Source organism: Candidatus Saccharibacteria bacterium (genome assembly GCA_012965045.1).
Lineage (GTDB): Bacteria > Patescibacteriota > Saccharimonadia > Saccharimonadales > DTSZ01 > DTSZ01.
Genome location: DTSZ01000001.1, coordinates 487,747 through 508,543 on the forward strand (window position 1 = coordinate 487,747; position 20,797 = coordinate 508,543).

The window sequence follows — 20,797 nt, forward strand, 5'->3', positions numbered from 1 at the left end:
AAGCTTAATTATAGCAGTCTGCTATGCGGATATGATTCCACCACCAAGACATACGTCGCCGTCGTACACAACTGCCGATTGTCCTGGGCTCAAGGCTTTAACGTCTTTGTTTAGTGTTATTGAGTCATTTGCATAGCTGCAATCGATCAACTCTCCTTGGTGACGGTAGCGAACTTGGTAGGTTTTATCTGGTTGTGGTTGGTTGTTAATCCAGTGTTGGCTGGTAAGTTGTATTGTATTTGACCATAACTTTTGGTCTGTAATGTCACTGGTCACATAAACGGTATTTGTCGACATGTCTTTATGGGTGACGTAATATGGCAAGCCACCGCCAACTCCAAGGCCAGACCGCTGGCCAATAGTGTAGAAAATTGCACCATCGTGCTGCCCAATTTCGTTTCCGTTTTGGTCAACTATTGGACCGGGGTTGGTTTCTACGAATTCTTTCAAAAAATCTTTTATTCCGACCTTGCCGACAAAACAAATACCCATGCTTTCTTTTTTGCCGGCGGTTACTAAGCCACGTTTTTTAGCTTCGGCTTTTACGTCAGTTTTAAGCATGTCGCCAAGAGGAAACAACGTCTTTTGCAAGGCAACTTGCTCTACTCGGTATAAAAAGTATGTTTGATCCTTAAAATCATCACGAGCCTTAAAAAGACCATGTGTTCCGGATGCACTCTCTTTCTCTGACATCGATGAAATACGATGAAGATTTGATGCACGCAAGGAAGTGTGCAAATTAGCACTCTGACTGAGTACAGCAGAATCTGAAGAAGTAGTTCGCGATGAGTCGTGTGGCGCAGCCGGCTGTGCCGTGTTGGCAGACACGACGCTCAGAGGAAGAGAGCGGGCATAGTGTCCGGTTGCAATCAAATCAGCCCCTTGCTCCATAGCCGTATCAAAATATAATCTAAATTTAATCTCTTGATTACACATTACATCTGGATTTGGAGTTTCGCCGCGCTTGTAGGTGTCGAGCATGTAGTCCACCACCTTTTCGCGGTAATCATTCTGGAAATCAAACATTTCAAATGGAATACCCAGCTGCACCGCTACCCGCTTAGCGTCTTGGTAGTCGTCCCGCCACGGGCATTCCCAGCCGCCAATATCTTGAGCCCAGTTTTTCATAAAAACGCCAACCACGTCGTAGCCCTGCTCTTTTAATAATGCAGCGCTAACTGATGAATCTACACCGCCACTTAAACCGACGAATACTGTTTTCATAACAGAGATGAGTGTAGCACAAAACACCCACCTATATTTCTCGTCCATACCTCTCCCTCTCCTCACCCAACCGCTACCCAAAAGCTCTTGCACTAAAACTGATTTAAAACTGTTTTAAATCAGTTTTAGCGATAGATGACGGCTGCGGACTGTAACGTTGATGTTTAGTTACATGTTTTATATGGGTATATGCCTGGGGTTGTATCGGTCTACGCATAGTAAATGCCTAGCTATGTGTTTGGGTTTATAGGGTTTTTGCTTAGATGAGTGGCAGGGACTAAGGACGGCCGAGAACTCGATACACTTCATCGAGCGTTGTCTGGCCGAGTAATGCTTTTAGTAGTCCGTCTTGCACAATAGTTATCATGCCCTTCTCTACTGCAAAGTTATGAATATCAAGGGCTGAACCGGCTTGTTTTACAATAAAATCTGCCATGAGCTCGTCGACTTGCATTTGTTCAGCCACCACTACCCTGCCCTTGTAGCCAATATTATTACAGGTAGCGCAGCCATGGGCGGTATAGAGCCGTGGTTCGTGCATAGCTTTGCCTTTAATGGCGTCTGGTACAGTTTGCATATAGCCAAATAACTCTTTTAACTCTGCCTCATTTGGTTTTCGCGGCTGTTTACAAGCATCGCAGACTCTGCGCACCAATCGTTGAGCCATAACCAACCGAATAGCTGACGCCAGCATTGAATTTCGACCAATCATATCGGTTAAACGACTTACTGCGGCGGCTGCCGAATTAGCATGGAAGGTTGACACCACGAAATGGCCAGTTAACGAGGCTTGCAGTGCGGTCGCTGCGGTGTCTGGATCACGAATTTCGCCGACCATAATAATGTCTGGGTCTTCTCGGACCACGCTGCGCAAACGCCCAGCAAAGGAGTCACCGCGCGAGCTGTCGACAGGAATCTGCGTAACCCCCCGTAACTCATACTCCACCGGGTCTTCTAAGGTAACGATTTTGTTATTGTCGCTGCGTAGTTGATTTAGGATCGAATACAGCGTTGATGTTTTACCCGACCCGGTTGGACCAACAGACAGCAACAAACCATGCGGTTGTGCGACGATCGAGTCCACGACCGCTTGCTGGTGCGGCAGCATACCCAAATTTTCAAGGTTTAAATATTCTTCTTCGATGGTAAACAACCGTAAAACAATGTCGTCACCACCGACTGCTGGAATAATTTCAATACGAATATTAAGTGTTTTGGTCTGGCCGTTTTCATCCTCCACATCAGTGCTTATGTGACCAGTCTGGCCATACTCACTCATCACATTGGTGTCGCCCTTAATTTTAATATCACCAAGAATGCTGCGGTAAGCTAGGGCATCGATTTTGTCGACAGGCTGCAGCCGTCCGTCAATTCTAAACCGTATGCGGGCAAAATCGTCTTCTGGTTCTATATGAACGTCACTGGCATGAGCCCGAAAAGCTTTGGTCACCAAAAACTCCAGCCGTTTCTTGCCTTCGACCTTCATTAATGACTGATTTAAATCTTTAAGTGGGTCAATTTCTGGCTCATAGACTTGCTTGAAACGACTAAACATCTCTGCAAATCCAGTTTGAGAAATCATTCGTAGATCCAGGTTTTCGTTGATGTACCGCTGCTTTAAAGCGCGTAAATAGGTCTGCGGCGTCCGCTCGCTAAATGCCAAGCTAACCCCAAAATTTGTACGGCCGAGTGGAATTACTTTGTTCTCCTTTATCTCGGTATACGGTAGTAAATCTTCATTTACCTCTGGTTCAGGTAAGCTACGGGCATCGCTATACCGCGCGCCTATTCTATAGGCTAAGCGCTCTACTTGGTCTTCTTCTTGGTCTCGTTGGTACTGATTCATAAGCTTAATTCAAGGCTGCAATATAGCCGCTCAATTGGTCAAGGTCAAGCTGATCAGCAGACTGAATAAACACCAGTAGTTTATTTTTTGTAAATATAACCGTCTCAATGCCATCTAAAACTGACACCCCTCGGTAGGCGTGCACATCTTCGCCTACACTAATTTTTTCTGTGGCTGCAAAACCTTCAGCTAAGTCTTTTACGTTTGTATCGGGGTCACCTAAAAAATCGCTTGGCAGTGACTGCATGCTAACAGTTACGCCGACTCCGCCAATGGAATCGACAAAACTAGACACCCCTTTGTCAGGATCAAAACGAATGTTTTCTTCGGTAACTTCAGCAGTGGCTGGCAATAAGTAATCGGTCGGCTGCGCAGTGGCCGCAGCAGCCGAGCCAGTTGTGGCTGCTGTGTCGGAGGTTGAAGAAATTTCCGGCGTTAGCTCTTGACTAGACGATCCAGTAAGCGGTCCGTAAGCAACCCCTAAATAGACGACTAAAGCCGCTCCAGCGATATAGCCAAGGTGCTTAGCCTCAAATTTTAATACAATCCAGTCTGTTAGTTTTTTTAGTTGAGTTTTCGGCACAAAATTTTTTAGGTCTTTGGCCTGAGCTCTAAGTTCCTTGGTAGTTAATTTAGCCTTAGCTTTATAAAACTGCTTTAATTTGTCGGCGTCACCACTGTCTTTTAGGTCTTTTACAACCAGCTGGCGTACAGCTTTTTTAAAAGCTTTTTCGTCAGCATACAGCCAGCGCAGTGCCTTAATTTGTTGTTTATCTACCGCCATGTTTTTCTCTCGTTCAGTATGGTTTTATTTTAACACAAGCACCATCGCACCGAAGCTGGTTGGCTGGTACTGTTCAATTTTTTAAATGTCATAGTAAACCTCAATGACCATATGATCTGCTCGACCAGTATTTATACCTGTTAGGTTAAATAGCCTAAATTCTGCACCAAAGCTTGATGAATTAATGTCGTCAGGTGTCCAGGTCGTCCCCCACAATTCAGTGCTGTCACCTATCCAGACCATCTGGTCAACATCAGTTAATGTTGCTCCTGGATTTGATGATGCTGGTGTGCCGCCCTTGATCATGCGAACGCTATCGATCGACACATTGCCGCTGTCGGCAGTGTCAGACGCCTCAATGCCGACACGTATGCCAGTTATATCGGCAGAGGTTGGGATATTAAATCCAAAATCTGTTCCGCGCAGATAGTCAGTTGTGCCGACAGTGGCAAATATCGCCGTGGCATACGAATCGTCTGAATCATCTACATTAGATGCACTAGTCCAAGAGACATTGCCCGATGAATCAGTCGTGAATGTGCTACCACTAAATGGATCGCTGACTTCATTGGTAGTGAATGGAGTATCGAGCGGTTGCTTTTCACCACCAGTAAAGGTTTTACCATGCCGCAGGCGCTTGCTTGGGTCTGACGTAAAGAATAGCGACAAGTCGTCAATAGTTGGACCACGAGCAATGTCGTCTGGATAGCCATAGGTTCTTGAACTATCTATCTCGATTGTAAAATAAAAGTACCGAGCAAAGTTAGTGTTAGACCCAGCGCCGTCAAGCGGTAGATATGATTCTGGTTGACCAAGGGTAGCTTCACCGAAATCAGTATCAACACCCCAAGAGTTCGCTGCATCCGTCGAAGACCGATAGGCAACTTCCCAACGTGAACCGATTGAGTTATCGAGTCCGTTTAACAGCCATTTAGTTGGGAATACGTCAGTATCGGTGTCAATTAAACGCGAGTAGCGTGCAACTTGTGGTTGCGAGCGAACGCTACCGTAATAATGCTGGGTTGAGGTCAATTCACTGCCACACCCACCGCCAGATACGTACACCTTGCCGTCTGCATAAGCCACCGCTGAAGAATATCTGTCGCCAGTAAATTCAATGTTTGTTTGATACCACTCACCAATACCAGTTGGATTGTTGCCCGTAGCAATTGTTGTATTAGCACTCATTGGTGCGACGTAGGTATTGTTGGTGCATGTGCTAGTAGCCGATCGACCGCCAACAATATACATAAATCCATTAACAGCAAAACCCTCTGCATCGCTAACTTGCCGCGGCAAGTTAGTACTAAAAGTCCACGGGTCAAGCGTACCGTCGCTGTTTATTTGCGTGAACTGCACGTCGCTCAAGTAATTAGTCCCGTCATTACCGCCAATTACATACAGGTTGTTGGCGTAGGCAATGGCAGTTGCGCCACTCCGCGCCACGTCAAACTGGTCGGTGTCAGAGCTCCAAGCAGTGGTAATGTTTCCGCCACTACTAAGTTGCGGCGAAATGTAGATGGTATTTGTTTCTGAGTTTGAATCATCAAGGCCGCCAGTTACAAACAGACGGTCGTCCCAAACCGTGGCGCCATGGCGCGTTCTGTCACCAGGTAGTCCATTGGTTGCCGTCGCCCAAGTCGTAACGTCACCCGGACCACCGCCGTTGCCGGCAAAGTTACCAAAGTCCACCGACTGCACCCAGCCTTCTTGGTTATTGCCGCTGTAGCTTTTGTTCATGCTGATAGAGTTTGACGAATCATGATAATGACTCCAGCCCGCTGTACGCGAATAGGCTGTTCCTGTACCACTGTCTGAGTAGTAAAACAACGGGACTCGATAGCCTTCCGAAGTTGTTATATTACCAGCCGTCGACACATTCTCGCTGACAATGGCATTGTCGACTGATTGGCTAAAGCTGGTTCCATAATTTGCTTGGCTCACAAACTGGTAGTCAGTAGCTATGTTCGAGTGGGCCATGACATAGACTGTGTCATCACGTACATCAGCACCAGCTGAATGGTGTGAACCAAGGGCTACGGTTGTTTCTGAAGTATTTTCATTAACACCATCACCTAAAGTTAGAATCTTACCAAACGAACCATCACCTAAACCATTTTGCTCTGATGTACCGGGAGACTTCCACAGCCAGGTGTTATCGCGGGTGGTCGATGTAATAGACTGGGTTGTGTATTCACTGGTTGCGTCTGCCCCTGCACCACCAGCATTCCAGTTGTCAAAATCAACTTCTTGAACCGTCCAGTTACTCCCCCACTCCACCACATAGACTGTCACATCGGCTGCTGCGGCGGTGCCGGCACTACTGTCTCGTTCAATTCTAATTTGGTTAGTACTATTTTTGCTAATACGCACGCCAGCTGTGGGGCTGAAGTTATTTTGGTTTGATTCTGACGTACTCAACCCACCGCCAAGATAACCACCAAAGGGTACCGTTCGGCTGTTATGAGCAGATGCTAGGGTGGTGTCAGTTAATAAGTTACCATTGGCCAGCGACACGTCTAACACCTCGCTTAACTCAAAACCATCAGTTGTACAACTACTAACACATTCAACGACGGTGACAGAACCAACCCAATCCTCGGCACCGCTGCCTTTTTCTAAGCGAATTTCGTCGCTACTTGTTGTGGCCGTCAGATCGCCAAATGGATCGCCGTCTACCCGCACTTGTGAGTGGTCTGGTCCACTGGTATTACCTGAATCATCGCCACCAGCGACCATCACAAAATAATCAGACTCAAGGTCTTGCTCCAACGAGAGGGTGTAGGTTGTCCCCGTAAATTCACCACCTGCAATTTTATACTGTGTAGTACGTATTGTGTCCGGCGTAGCAGCGCTGGAGGTAGGGGTTGCGTAATAGACCTCGGCTTTTTCGTCGCCAGCGGTGTCTTCACCACCAATGTAATATAACGAACCACCAGCGGTTTCTAGCTGTCCATAGGCCCGAGCTGCAGGAAGCGCTGCTGTGGTGTCAGCCCACGGGCCAATAGTTCCGTCAGCCGCTAGTGTCGCAAACTGGACATTATTTGTGGCTGTGCCACTATTTTCGCCACCAGCTACATATATTTTTCCGTCTAAAATGGTTGCGGTAGAGCCTATTCGGCTGTTAAGAGTCTCAAAATCTCCCGTCGATTCTGTATAGTTCGCTGGCGCGCCAGAGTCGTTGTTATATAACTGAAAGGTTTGGATCGATGGCTCAAAACTCGAACAACCACCTGGGCTTGCACCATTATCACAACCACCAATAACGTAGGCGTATGAATTTGATACCGTCATACTCAAACCCCAACGTTGCGTAATCTCAATGTTAGATGTCGTATAGGGATCTATGCTGCCGTCGCTCACGTCAATTTTAGCCCATTCAATAAATGGCAAGGTTCCAGAACCTGCGTCGAATCCACCAACAGCGTATAAGTGTCCGTTGTAGCCAAAACCGCTACCGCGGCGGCGGGGGGTACTTAGTAGGTTCGGTTCTTCGTTCCATATACCACCACTTATGGCCACAATATTATTGCTATCATCAATCTGGGCAGATATTGTTTCGTCTCGGTCTCCGTTGTTTTCGTCAAGACCGCCAATAAGATATAGCCTGTTAGCATATAGCGTACCAGTATGAGCGCCGATGCCTTGATTGCCACCGGCTGCTGGGTCTGAGTCAATTTGTAATTGCCCCGATGTTGTACAACCACTCACCGCCCCCGAGGTAGCAATATTGCATTTATATGTTCGGGTTGAGTATCGATCGCCACCACTCGCAGAACAACCAGCGCCACTCGTCGCCTCACAGCCGCCAAGAATATACAGATTACCCGGAACCGACCCAGCATTATTAGGATTAGCGCGAGAAAACGCATAGACATACGCTACATCCTCGGCGCCAATACTTGTTAAGTCGTTACTGCTCCAACCCCCGTTAAGACTGCCGTCATCATTAACGTCGTTGTAGTATATGTCGGTATTATTACCACCTCCATCTAAGCCTCCTACAACATAAATACGATTATTGAAGGTTGTAACACCCGCAGCCGCAACTCCGCTGGTTCCATTTACACGATTTGAACTGTCAACGCACCATGCCCCTACCCGGGTATGAGGACAAACCGCTGGTTCGTTTAACGACCCGTCGCTCCCAACTTGAGTGTAGGATACATTGCCGCTCGCCCCCGTACAGGCAAAGTTAGTACAGCCACCAATGACATATAAATAGCCGTTCAAAATAGTGGTCACATTCAGCATCTGACCGCCCTGGCCAGAGCCATCGCCCGTCGGCGGAAGGTCACAGTCTTGCGGCGTTCCGCCAGAACACGACCCAACACCATCGGCATCGGTAACTCGCACAGTTGACACCTCGCCCGGAGGATTAATGACTGCCTTATCAACTGAACTTAACGACAAATTACATTCGCCACTCGTGTCATTCGGCAAACTACAGCCGCCGACTCTATAAATATTATTACTCCAAGCATGAAGCCCATAGCCTATGCGGTCATTTGTTATGGTGCTGATGGCGCTCCATTCGTTCAAACTACCGTCGGCGTTGATACTCGCTAGCTGCACCTCTGTTCCGACCGACTGGCAATTACTGCCACTCAGCGACGTACAGCCACCCATCAAATAAATGTACGCTCCAAAAATTGTAGTGTTCTTGCCACCAGCTGTGGACCGACCAGTAGTGAATCCATTCGTCTGCACCCAACTGCCGGCCATAGTTCCATCATCAGCGAGTTTTACGTAATGAACAGTGTCCAGCAGCGTGCCGTTTTGATTACCACCTAACACATACAGAAAGCCGTTATACACTTCTGCAGATAGTCCTTCACGGGCCGTCGGCAGCGCGTTCATACCAGTAGTTGTAATTGTACCCAAGGTGCCTGTTGGTTCGAAGTCAGCATAGCGTACTGTACTTATTCCTCCCGGCGAGGCATTTGTTTGACCGCCAAGAATATATAGCCGGTTATTGTAGGCTACTGCCGAGCTATAGCTCAGTTCTGTCGGCAAGGAGGTGTCCTGATACCAATATACCCAGTTAGCCTTATCTGGATCAGTTGGATGCCATAAGCTTGGTTCGCCATTTGCACCAAGCTTAGAAATATACACCGTAGATTGACGAGTGCCAGTGTCATCTTCGCCACCAATTACATATAAAAAGCCATTGTAAGCAACCATGCTAAAACCACGTCGTTCATCTGGTAAATCGTAATCAGCGTCTGTGCACCAGTCCGTACATACCCCAGCCCCTGGATTTGGACTTTCCAGTTCGCCGGTAGTGTCATTTATGCTCGCCCAATAGACAGAACTTTCGTAGGAATTGGTAACACTTGAATAATAGGTAATAAGCACTTTGCCGTCAGTACCGGCTGTTCCACTTGAGCTCGTAGCTCCACCCGTACCGCCTTGACCAGCAGAACCTCGGTCAGGGTCAGAAGAGTTTGCGGGTGTCGAACCGGTACCGCCTTCTGTAGAATCACTGCTGCCGGTTGTATAGTTTGATCCACCACCACCGCCACCACCGCCGGCATCACCAGCGCTCGAACCAGACCCGCCACCGCCGCCGTAGTATCCAGACCCGCCGCCGCCGCCAGCCCCGTAGCCATTAGCATTTGCGTCACCGTCACCACCGTCACCGCCGTTATTGGTACCGCCGTTATTTTTGCCGCCGTCAGCACCATTGCCGCTGCGACCATCTGCGCCATCGCCACCAGTCTCCGAGCCACCAGAAGAGCCAGAGTTGTTGCCGCCCGTACCACCGCTGCCGCCGGCACTGGTTGTGCCTCCACCACCGCCGCCGGCGTCACTCGAACTGTCACCATTGCTACCATCAACACCATCAGCGCCGCCACCCGGACCGCCATCCCCGCCATCTACAGAAGATGAGTTATCACCACCACCGCCACCACCGCCGCCAGCAGCTATAATTAGCGGAGTGCTACTTCGATTAACCTCTGAATGTCCACCACCACCGCCGCCGTCACCAGACAGCGAACCACTACCACCACTACTAAAGTCTCCTTCTTGACCAGCACCACCCACAACTACGTTTAAGGTTTCAGACGGTGTAACTGTAAGTGTTGTTGTTGAATATCCGCCACCGCCGCCGTCTCCACCATCACTAACATCACCACCACCACCGCCACCACCGCCAGCTCCCCAAGCTTTAACAGTAATCGTAGATACGCCAGCTGGCACATTAAAGGTGTCATTGCCTGCAGTTGTATATTCGGTTGTAGTTGGCGTGCCTGAACTATTCACGCCGCCTATCTGGTACACATAGCCACCAGCGACAGCGGTTCCGCCATCGAACCGGCTTTCATTCAGAGCCATAGTACTATCCCAAGTGTCGATTCGCGCTCCAGTGGTAAAGGCTTTCTGAATTAATTCGTTGCTAACGTCAAAATCGATATTAGTTTCGTTATTACCGCGCATTAGCTTGGCAGCGGTTTCAACGTAAATACTTGGGTCAATCGTTAATGGATAGTTGGCGTCTTTTAAACCACTAGACTTAAGTGTGATAATGTCGCCATCTAAGTCAAAATGAGACTGAGTGTTAGTGTGGCTCTTACCAGTCTCAACAATAAAAGGTGCTGGTATGGTAAAAATGATTTGATTTTTTTCACCGTTTTTTCGGGCATCCTCTAATAGCTGTTGGTCATCTTCAGTTTCAGCGGCTACGTCACCAAGCAACGCAGGGTTTACGCCGTAAATTCCAATCGACCCATCACTTTCAAGTCGCGCTTCTAGGCCTTCTGGTGTGTCTAGTTGGTACGAAAATTCAATATTATCAGACGGGTGGCTGTTTAAAATTATGTCTTCTTTAATGCCAATGGTAGCAGTGGTGTAAACCAAATGACCGTCAACATTTTCGATGTCATATAAAATTCTGTTGCCGTCGCGTGCACCCTCATTAATTTCAAAATTGGGGATGAGCGAAACTGTTTGAGAGGTATAGGGGTCGGTAACAGAAACTACGCCACTGGTGTCGCTTTTAATACTAGCTTTTATACGAGGTATGCCATAACTGGAGCTACTAAGGCCATCGCCTTGGTCGGCGGTATAGCTTTCATTGTATTCGTAGCTGCTGGTTTCTGGCTCGTAGGCAATATAGCTATTAAGCGAAGATTTTTGTTCTGGCAAAAGAGCCTCGGCCTGTTCGCTAAGACGTATGCTTTTTGGAGCCATGAACAGTGACACTAATATAGTTAAGGCAACAAACAACGCAAACACTACATTTAGCCCCACAAAAACGGTATTCTGTTTTAGTGATCTTCTTTTAAATTCTTTAAAGTCAAAATTATAGAATTTTCGGACGTATCTGTACGACCGAACAAATGCAAAAACCACCCAATCGTACACATCAATTGGACGAACTTTTTTTAAACGAGAAAGTTTATATAAAACCCTCTCTTTTAATTTTTTTACTACTCCCGATCCCCGCATTTTTTTACTACGTTTCTGTTGTTAAATGCTTATCGTTAGTTTACCAAAATTTACAGTAGTCGTAAACAGTAAAGACGGGGCAAGGATAGTCCTAACAAAGGGCGCTATTGTTAGAACTGTTCCTGCCCCGTCAATTTTGTTTTTGGTTTTATTATTTGTCTTTGTTTTACATGGTCATACCACCCCTTCTAATCGTTTGTGTATGTAAAGTTAATGTCGCTTACGTAGACTGCTTCGTTGTCACTAGCAATCATATTCAGTTTGAAAATTAATCGGTCGCCACCAGCAAAACTACAACTGTTTTCGTTCGCTGCGTGCGCCACAACTTGCCACGTGTCTGAAGCAGTTGTCACAGTTGTGTCACTGCCACATTCGGTAATTGCGCTGTCGGTACTTCTGAATAGTTCGTAAGTGACATCTGCTACGGTGTGATCAGTTGAGCGAGCCTCAAGCGTGATTGTGTCGTTGGTTAAGAAGCTGTCAAAGGTTTCTGGTAACTGGAAAGTAATGTAAATACTGTAGGTTTGGTCAGTAGCCTGTGGAGACGTCCATTCGTAGTAGTTACGAGCCTCACCGCTAGCACAGAAGCTAGTGTTTACACTGACGCCGCCGCCGTTACCACAGAAGTCTGCAGTCATTGTTCCGACACCATTACCGTTTAAGACCGCACCAGCGTATTCCGGAGTAAGGGTTATTACGTTGTTTGGAGGGCTACCACACGCACCCCAACCATCAGCCTCGTAACATTGAATTCGGCCAGTGACAGTGTCGTAATACATGCTTCCTAAGTATGCTTCGTTTCCGTCTGCAACTGGAGGAGCACTTGAGCGGTCAAGCGTAAACAATGTAACCGGGCCACCGTTTATTCCGCCACCGATTTGCACGTGGTCTGGCTCTGAAGTTGTGTCGTTTTCGACGACACTAAGGTTGTCTATGTAAAATTGCCTAGAAGTTCCGTCAGTGTGTCGAACAATAACAATTGGATCGGTAGCTGTGGTTGCATCCGTCGTAAATGTACAGGTGATCTTAGTAAAGCCAGTGGTAACTAGGGTTGTCCCACTGTAGTTTCCGCAAGAGACAGTATTTGAGCCACCATCTCGTGAGTACAAGACTTCAAGCGTTGAGAAGCTACCAGAGCTTGAAGTACCCGTGAACGAAACTTGGTATGTTGTATTAGTTAATGGGTTGGAGCTTAGACTGTTTTCGACACCAGAGTTCGCTCCAAAGGTCAACACCTCTACAGAGGCCAAGCCTGTGGCAATATTAGATGAGCTACCCACATACCGACTGACGACAGCAGAACCGTGATCAGACCAATCAGAAGTGAATGACGATGAATTTTCTGCGCCACCATTCGAAGCAAACTCAGGTGCAAGGTTGTTTACGCTAAACAAGTTGGTGCCAATAGAACTTTGGACTTCGAGAATACCACCGACGATCGGGGTTGTGTCGTTGTTTCGGATGGTAAGACCGTCTGCACTACCACCAGGAGAAGCTAGAACAATTTCTGCACCACCTGCACTTGTAGCAGTGTTGTCGTAGGCAGCCTGCAAGTCGGTTGAGCTAGACGCACCCGCAGCTGTCCAATCTGTACCGTTCCATACCATTGTCGCTGTAGTGCTTGGCTTTAATGTGACTTCGTTTCCGGTGCCGCCAGCGTTTACTACAAGGGTCATGTCGTAGCTACCAACGTTGGTTACGTATACCACGCGACCAGTTGTAGTGTTGGTTGGGTCGGTCAAGGTAGCTTCGTAGCCAGACGCATTACTGCTTATCAAAATCGTTCCGTAGCTGTCGATGTTGCTTTGGGTAATGTTGGCGCTACCAGTGAAGTTTTGGACAGCTGCCGCGTCAAATGCGGTGGTGTTAACAACTACCAACCCTTGTACGCCAGTACCAGTGCCGGCTCCACCACTTAGTACTACATCGCCGCCGTTAGCGTTGCCCGTTCCTGCAGCTGAGCCACCTTGTAGTTGTAGTTCTCCGCCAGCAAATGCGCTGCCGCCAGCTCCAGCATTTCCTGCACCAATTACTAAATTGTATCCAGCAGCGTTGGTGCCTGTTGTCTCTACTTTTATTGTCTTGTTCGCATCACCACTGAAAGATAAGTCGTAGCTTGGTCCGCTTGTTCCTAGGCCAACTCGACCATTGCTGTAATCAACAAAGAGTGAACCGTCACCCAAGCTAACGTCGCCGTCAGTTTCTACCCGTAATGAGTCATAGCCACTGGCTCCATCGTCCACATATAGTGTGAAGAAGCTCGCAGAAGAATCGAGACCAAGTTGATACCACGGGTCGCCAGCACTCGCAGCACCTGCACCTGAAAACTCTATCGTAGAGAGGCCATTGTCGTCAGAACGCTGCAGGCGAAGTCGAGCGTCTTGAGCACTACTGCCAGAACCCACCCCTTGGATATCAAGTTTGTAGTCTGTATCTGGAGCAGCTCCAATGCCGACATTGCCATTACCCGCAACCACAAAGTCAGTAGTGTTTACCTGGAAAGAGTTACCCGAACCAGTGTTGTCTACCTGAAGTGCGACATTATTATTAGTAGTGTCATGCTGGGTAACAATAAGTCCTATGTAATTTTCGCCGTCATCAGTGTCTACTCGTAATTTCGCACCGCCAACAAACTCTTCACCAATTGAAACTCGTCCACCGTTGGCGTTCAGTTGTACATTTCCACCTTGATTATTTATTTGTAAATCATCTCCGCTCGATGATTGCAAGAACACACCGCCAGAAGCATTAGACCCAACGAATAACGACGCACTAGCGGTTCCTTGTTGGAAGCTAGCAAGATAAGAGCTTGTGTCGCCAACATCAATTGCAGTGCTGCCGGTGTAGCCAATTTCTAAGCCTTCACCGCGGAAGTTGCCGGTAGTTGCGATACCAAGCCCAGAATTAGTTCCAAGCGCATCGACGACTTTAGCTGTGCTACTTTCTGTTTCTGCACCGGCAGCAAAGTCAGGCTCATATGTAGCACTGCTATCAAGTGTGACTTCTGGGCCGTACCCGTATACACGAATAACGCCAGGTGTAGTCGCACTGTTTACATAGATATCGAGTACCGATTCGTCGGCGTCGGTGTTTCTACCAACACGTACTTGTGTAACTGGCCCGTTGTTGTAGCTTAGATTTCGCAGCACTGTAACTGTACCAATCTCGTCGCCACCGCTGTAACGTCGGCCACTATACGTGAATTCTAAGCTTTGAATTTTATTGTCGTGATCCGCCTCGACTAAAATTCGACCGCTGTGGCTGCTGTTGCCAGTTGTAATAATTCGGTACCAACCTGTTTCTGTAGCTGTTGGTGTGAATTCTAGGTATTGCTCAACTAAGACACCGTCAATTTTGGTATCTCCACCAACCTGCAATGTGTAGCCAGTATCAACAGAATTGACACCGATACCAACAGTACGATTTGTAGTGTCTACAGTTAGTGCCCGTGTGCCACCGTTTTGTACGTAGAATGCGTTAGTACTGTCATTGCTCACTGCAACGCCGCCAGTAAATTCAGTGTTGCTGGCAACGTTAAACTGAGCGCCGCCAGAACCAAGGTCGATAGTGCCGTCACCTTGGATTGTTAGACGTGTAGTACTGTCTGTTCTAAATACAAGATCTTGCAATTCGTTGGTGCCGAGCGTTGCTGTGCCACCGAAAGTATTGCCACCGTTAACGAACGCTTCACCGTCTAGCGTTGCGTTCTGACAACTATCGATTTGACCGGCAGCATTTAGACACAGCAGTGAGTCGGTGTCGGCGTCGCCTGGAAGCGTACCAAGTTGAACGGTATCGTTTAAGTAAATTACTCCGGTGCCATTAGCTACAACCGTAAGATCTTCGTCTGTTCCAGTAGTTATGTCGGTTGCGACGCCGGTGAAAATTGCTTGGCCTGCGAGTGTACTGGTTCCAGATACTTCTAGATTTCCGTCAATATCAATGGTAGTTGCTACTAAATTAATGTCGCCAGCTGGCTGGATGACAAAGTCGTTCGATGCATTTAACTGACCGCCGTAAATATTATCAGTTCCCTGGTCGTTGATACCTGCAGTGTTGGTAAATAAATTGTCTGCTAAATAATTATCTTCAGCGGTAGCTGTCATTATGCTAATAGCGTAGCTGCCGTCTGCACTATCCTCCCGAATAAAGTTACCTACAACCACGTTATCGTCACTATTGCCTTCAATTTCTATGCTCGCAGTTTCCCCACTGTCGTAGGCGTCATTATTATGCAAGCTATTTCCGGTAACCGTATTGTGATATGAAGCATTCAAGCGCACACCTGCAAGATCGCTATCTTTTATCGAGTTGTTGCTAATGATATTGTATTGAGCGCCAGACGCTACAACGCCGTACCCCCCAGTATTAATTATTGTGTTCCCGTCTATGGTGTTGTACCTAGAACCATTACTTAAAAGGATAGCGTGATCTATAGGACCAATAACCCCTTCTATGAGGTTGTTTTGGATGAGGTTGTTATCGCTTCCGTACAAGAAGATAGCGTCTATTTGGACTGCGAAAAATTGGTTTCCGGATACTGTTATACGATCACTTGCTGTCAAGTCCACACCTTCACCACCAATGTCAAAAATAAAGCTGTTCTCAATGAGGGAATTAAAGGATGTGTCAGCTTCTATGGCATCACTGCCAACGTCATCGATTGTTACATTAGTTATAGTGAAGCCGTTAATGGCGGCGGTCCCCACACCCGATCCAACTGTATCGAATTCAATGCCTCCTATATTACTGGCTCCTCCCGTTTTATTACCATCTATCTTAAGATCACGAACAGTAATATCACTGTTACCGCTAACTTGGTCGGAGTTTTCGATTATATTAAATCCGCTTGCGCTATTTCCGACTGTGATCACACTTCCAGTGCCTACTCCTGAAAGAGTAGTGTTGGAAGGTACCGCGATTTGAGCATCAACGTCATAGGTACCAGCAAGTAGAAGAACCTTACCGCCACTTGCTGCAGTTAAGGCCGAATTAATTTCGTCTTCGTCACTGGTTCCGTCAGCTACGTAGTCAGCTGCATCTTTTTCGGCTTGGGTAGAGTCATTAGCGGCAACTATGGTGTATTCACCACTGTCTGCTTTCCATTTACCGTTAGCGTAAGTTAGTAGTTTGTCTGTTGTAGTGTCGAAGTAAACCATACCTTCGGTTGGGCTGGCTGGGCGAGATGCGGTGTTACCGCCGGTAATGGTAAGACTATTGCCGGCACCAAGCACAACGTCGCCGTTGAAAGTACTTGTTCCACCGTCAGCTACTGTTAGCACTGCACTACCACCGTCTTGGACAATGAATGAACCTGTTCCAGTAATGTCTACAGTAAAGTTAGTTGCTTCACTAACAGTAAGGTCAATGTCTCCACCAGCATCGTCAGCCACAATGGTGTTGCCGCCGTCGTAAGCTACTTGCAGAGTAACAGTAGAGGCAGTTAGGAAGGTAGAGTTACAACTTGCCAGTTGACCAGAGCTGTTTCGACACACCACTGCGTCGTTGTCGGCTGCGGCTGCAGTGTAGCTTACTGTTCCGTTAACAGTAAGTGCACTGTTGGCTAGTTGTAATAGATCAGTATCGGCAGCGATTCCAATGTCGCCACCTTCTACTTCTAGGTTGCCACTGAGTGCGGTAATTGCAGCAGTAATGTCTATTGTGCCGTTAGTGCTATTACTAATGACTTCGTCGTTTTCGAGAGTGATGTCTCCACCTTGAACGTCAAGTGCACCGGTGATGTCTACGTTCGCACCGAGGGTAATGTCGCCAGCTGGTTGGATTAGGTAGTCGCCGGTGGTTTGGTCTTGTATTTGACCGCCATAAATGGTGCCGGTGCCGCTATCGTTGATAGTCCAATCGTCGTCACCGTCACTATCCGAAACGTAGTTATCGGCAATGTAGTTGTTGTCTGAGCTAGCATTAAAAATATTAATGCCATAACAGTCAGTGTTACATTCAGTGTCTAATACACGGTTGCTAGTAATCTGGTTATTATCAGAGTTATTAATATAGATTGCATTAAATCTGCTAGCTCCGCCGCTTACATTCGAAAGGTTGCCGGTGATGACGTTTGAATCACTGGTGTCGAGACGTATTGCTTCGTTTGTAGAGCTGTAAATACTGTTTCCAGATATAACGTTGAAGTCGTTGCTGCCAGCAAGATACATTCCACGGTTGCTACCATCTACGGTGTTGCTGCTGACGCTGTTGTTTTCTGAAGATGAGAAGTAGAGTCCATTACCCGTTACGTTTAACACCGTGTTGCCTGTGATAGTGTTGCTATCTGCATTAGCAAAATGCATTCCGTCTGTACTGTCAGCTACAGTGTTACCAGTAATAGTGTTGTTGTCAGAAGCAACGTAGAAACCTCGACTGCCACCTTCGGCATAGTTATCGGTAAAGGTGTTGCTTGTACTTGTAACAGTAACCGTATATTGGTACGTAGTGTTGTTTATAGAGGCGTTGTTCGTTATAGAGTTACTCACACTAGTGCTCGTTAGCGTAATACCTTCAGCGTTATTAATAACTGTACTGCCCGACACACGACTGTTGTCGCTCGCAACAAGTTGGATACCGTTGTTCCTAAAGTCTTGTACGTGCACGTTACTAATATTTGCCCCCAAACGACTACTAGCAAGATCTCCTACTCCGTTAAAATAAATACCACGTTGCGTCCCCACCGTATTCAAATCATCACGGCCATCGAGCTTTAGGTCACGGATAGTTACGCCAGTACCAGTTGTAGTGTCGCTGTTTTCAATTAGGTTGTCGGTGGCGTCTATGTCAGCTAGCTCAATGACTGTTCCATTACCAACACCAGCCAAAGTAGTGTTGTTAGGTATAAGGATGGTTCCATCAGCTACGTAGGTACCAGCAAGTAGAAGAACCTTACCGCCACTTGCTGCAGTTAAGGCCGAATTAATTTCGTCTTCGTCACTGGTTCCGTCAGCTACGTAGTCAGCTGCATCTTTTTCGGCTTGGGTAGAGTCATTAGCGGCAACTATGGTGTATTCACCACTGTCTGCTTTCCATTTACCGTTAGCGTAAGTTAGTAGTTTGTCTGTTGTAGTGTCGAAGTAAACCATACCTTCGGTTGGGCTGGCTGGGCGAGATGCGGTGTTACCGCCGGTAATGGTAAGACTATTGCCGGCACCAAGCACAACGTCGCCGTTGAAAGTACTTGTTCCACCGTCAGCTACTGTTAGCACTGCACTACCACCGTCTTGGACAATGAATGAACCTGTTCCAGTAATGTCTACAGTAAAGTTAGTTGCTTCACTAACAGTAAGGTCAATGTCTCCACCAGCATCGTCAGCCACAATGGTGTTGCCGCCGTCGTAAGCACCCTGAAGGTTAAAGTTGGCAGTGCTTAGGAATGTAGAACTACAAGCCGCGAGTTGGTTAGATGTGTTTCTACAGACCACGGAGTCGTTGTCGGCAGCGGCAAGAGTTGCTACCTGAACTGTGTCATTAAGGATAATTTCACCAGTACCATTAGCGACCACCGTTAGGTTCTCGTCGGTACCTGTAGTTATGTCCGTAACAACACCACTAATAGTCAATGAACCAGTGTCGAGTGTAAGGCTGTCTGCAGTCAGAGCATCTTGTATATCCACGTTGCCACCTGAGCTGTTGATAGTAAGATCTCCGTCGCTTGCGGTTGTAAGATCTGTGTAGTTGGCGGCTGAACCATCTGCGTCATTGTAAGTAAGACGCAAGTTACTGCCTGTAGCTGAATTTATTTCGACTTGGCTATCTGGGCCGTTAGTACCTATACCGACGCTTCCGCCGCCATCAATGACCAGCACATCTGTAGTATCGGTTTGGTTGTAGACTCTAAATTTGCCGTTATTGTTTCCAAGCCTATACTCATCTCCTGCGGTGTCGGTAAATCTAATTTCTGGAACGGTGCCAGAAAGATGAAGTAATTGCTGTGGGCTGGACGTCCCAATCCCTATCCTCTCATTAGTTGTATCTACATTTAAGATCGGTGTGCCGCCATCGGCATCCAAGAACTGATAAGCCGTAGTTGAATCCGTTCCGTTCTGGAGCGTAAAGTTGTTGCCAGCGAAAGTCTTCGCCCCAGCAAAGGTTTGGGTGCCGGTTGAGACGAGTCCGGGGTAGGTTGCATCAGCCGTTTGCAGGAATAGTTCGTTCGCAGAAATAACGCCACCATTGGCATTCTTAGAAGCGCCATTTAAGGTACCAACTGCAGTAGCACCACTGCCCGCACCGTCAATGTTTGTGCCAACCCACACAGTTCCGTTCCAAATAAATGCTTGGCTGCGTTGACTGTTTATTGTTACGCCGTACATAGCAAAGCTTTCGGTACCGACGTTGTTAACATACACAACGCGACCACCTGTTGTGACGGTTGGATCTGGCAATGTTAGCGTTTGACCAGATGTAGTCTGATTAACATTTAGCGTACTGGCAATATCTACTGAATTTGCAGCCGTTTCTACATCGCCGCCACCGCTTACGTCGCTAATTGTGATCGCCGTAAATAAGCTACTGCCAGCGTTGGTGAATTGGTTGCCTGCAGTTACCGACAGGTCGCCGTCAAACGTCGAATTACCAGTAACCGTTAGTACGCCCGCATTCGTAAGAGTAAGAATATCGCTACCGCCATTTTGCAGCTGAAGTAAATTACCAGTGTTAGTTTTGTTAATAAATATGCTGCTATTCGTAGTGTTGTCAGTTTGTGCGCTGCCTTGAGCCAGTTGAACGAAGTCTGTTGAATCTAAGTTGTCTAGCGTATCAGCGTTATCAGCTTGGAAGGCATACGGGCTAGCAGAGAATCTCATGAATGGATCCATTTCGCCGTCGTAGCTGGCAGCACCACCACTGCCACCAATGTCGACAGTCAGCCACAAAGTATCTTCGGTGAAGTCGACGCCAGACAGTGACGTTAGTGATCCAAGTTGTACCGTAAAGTAACCATTTTCTACCCGAACAAGATTTCCGGTAGAGTGAGCCTCTGTCCATTCCAGTGTTTCATCGCCGCCGCCAAGATTACCGTCGCCGCCAGAATAGATTCTAAATCGAATGTGATAGTCGCCATCAGGAACAATTCCCTGCGCAGAGTTGCGTAAGCGACCCTGGAAGGTGAATTGTTCGTTAATGGCAGTTGCGGAGTGAGGGGCTAGTGCTACGAGAGCAGTCATTACAGAAAGAGCAACCAAAAGCACCCCTACACTGCCCAGGTAGCGGGCGCTTGCTACTGAGCAGTGTATGAATGCCTTAGTTTCTGAAAACGCAAAAACACTACCTTTAACCAAGGTAGTTAATGCATGTGCTAGTGATGAGAAAATTGTTCTCATTAACCTCTTTTTACAAAAGACAGGTCAAATGAGAGCGCCCAAGGTATTATCTAAAATCTAAAAAAGACTACTTGGCTGGCAATAGCCAACCTCATAGTCTTTCCCCGAAATGATAACTCATGCGCGCCCTGCATGTGATACCTACTTTTTCTCTTTTTATTTTAC

Annotated in this window: 5 protein-coding genes; all 5 read right to left on the minus strand. The window is 47.3% G+C overall.

The features are described from left to right. Positions 1–21 precede the first annotated feature (21 nt). Entirely contained in the window at positions 22–1,272 is a 1,251-nt protein-coding gene (locus tag EYO12_02530) for a tRNA-specific 2-thiouridylase (protein HIA91970.1), read from the minus strand. Positions 1,273–1,501: 229 nt separating this feature from the next. Next, positions 1,502–3,070 (minus strand): type II/IV secretion system protein, encoded by a 1,569-nt coding sequence (locus EYO12_02535; protein HIA91971.1) that lies wholly within the window; start codon positions 3,068–3,070, stop codon positions 1,502–1,504. A 4-nt stretch (positions 3,071–3,074) separates the two neighbouring features. Beyond that, complete coding sequence (locus EYO12_02540) at positions 3,075–3,854, minus strand: hypothetical protein (GenBank protein ID HIA91972.1); 780 nt, start codon at positions 3,852–3,854, stop codon at positions 3,075–3,077. Positions 3,855–3,935: 81 nt separating this feature from the next. Further along, complete coding sequence (locus EYO12_02545; GenBank protein ID HIA91973.1) at positions 3,936–11,306, minus strand: hypothetical protein; 7,371 nt, start codon at positions 11,304–11,306, stop codon at positions 3,936–3,938. Between the two features lie 188 nt (positions 11,307–11,494). Further along, positions 11,495–20,632: a hypothetical protein gene (locus tag EYO12_02550; GenBank protein HIA91974.1), complete on the minus strand. Its 9,138-nt coding sequence runs from the start codon at positions 20,630–20,632 to the stop codon at positions 11,495–11,497. Between the last annotated feature and the right edge of the window lie 165 nt (positions 20,633–20,797).

Excerpts from the sequence above, each read along its gene's own strand:
- EYO12_02530 (HIA91970.1), bottom strand. The coding sequence starts at position 1,272 with ATGGACGAGAAATATAGGTGGGTGTTTTGTGCTACACTCATCTCTGTT.
- EYO12_02535 (HIA91971.1), bottom strand. The coding sequence starts at position 3,070 with ATGAATCAGTACCAACGAGACCAAGAAGAAGACCAAGTAGAGCGCTTA.
- EYO12_02540 (HIA91972.1), bottom strand. The coding sequence starts at position 3,854 with ATGGCGGTAGATAAACAACAAATTAAGGCACTGCGCTGGCTGTATGCT.
- EYO12_02545 (HIA91973.1), bottom strand. The coding sequence starts at position 11,306 with ATGCGGGGATCGGGAGTAGTAAAAAAATTAAAAGAGAGGGTTTTATAT.
- EYO12_02550 (HIA91974.1), bottom strand. The coding sequence starts at position 20,632 with ATGAGAACAATTTTCTCATCACTAGCACATGCATTAACTACCTTGGTT.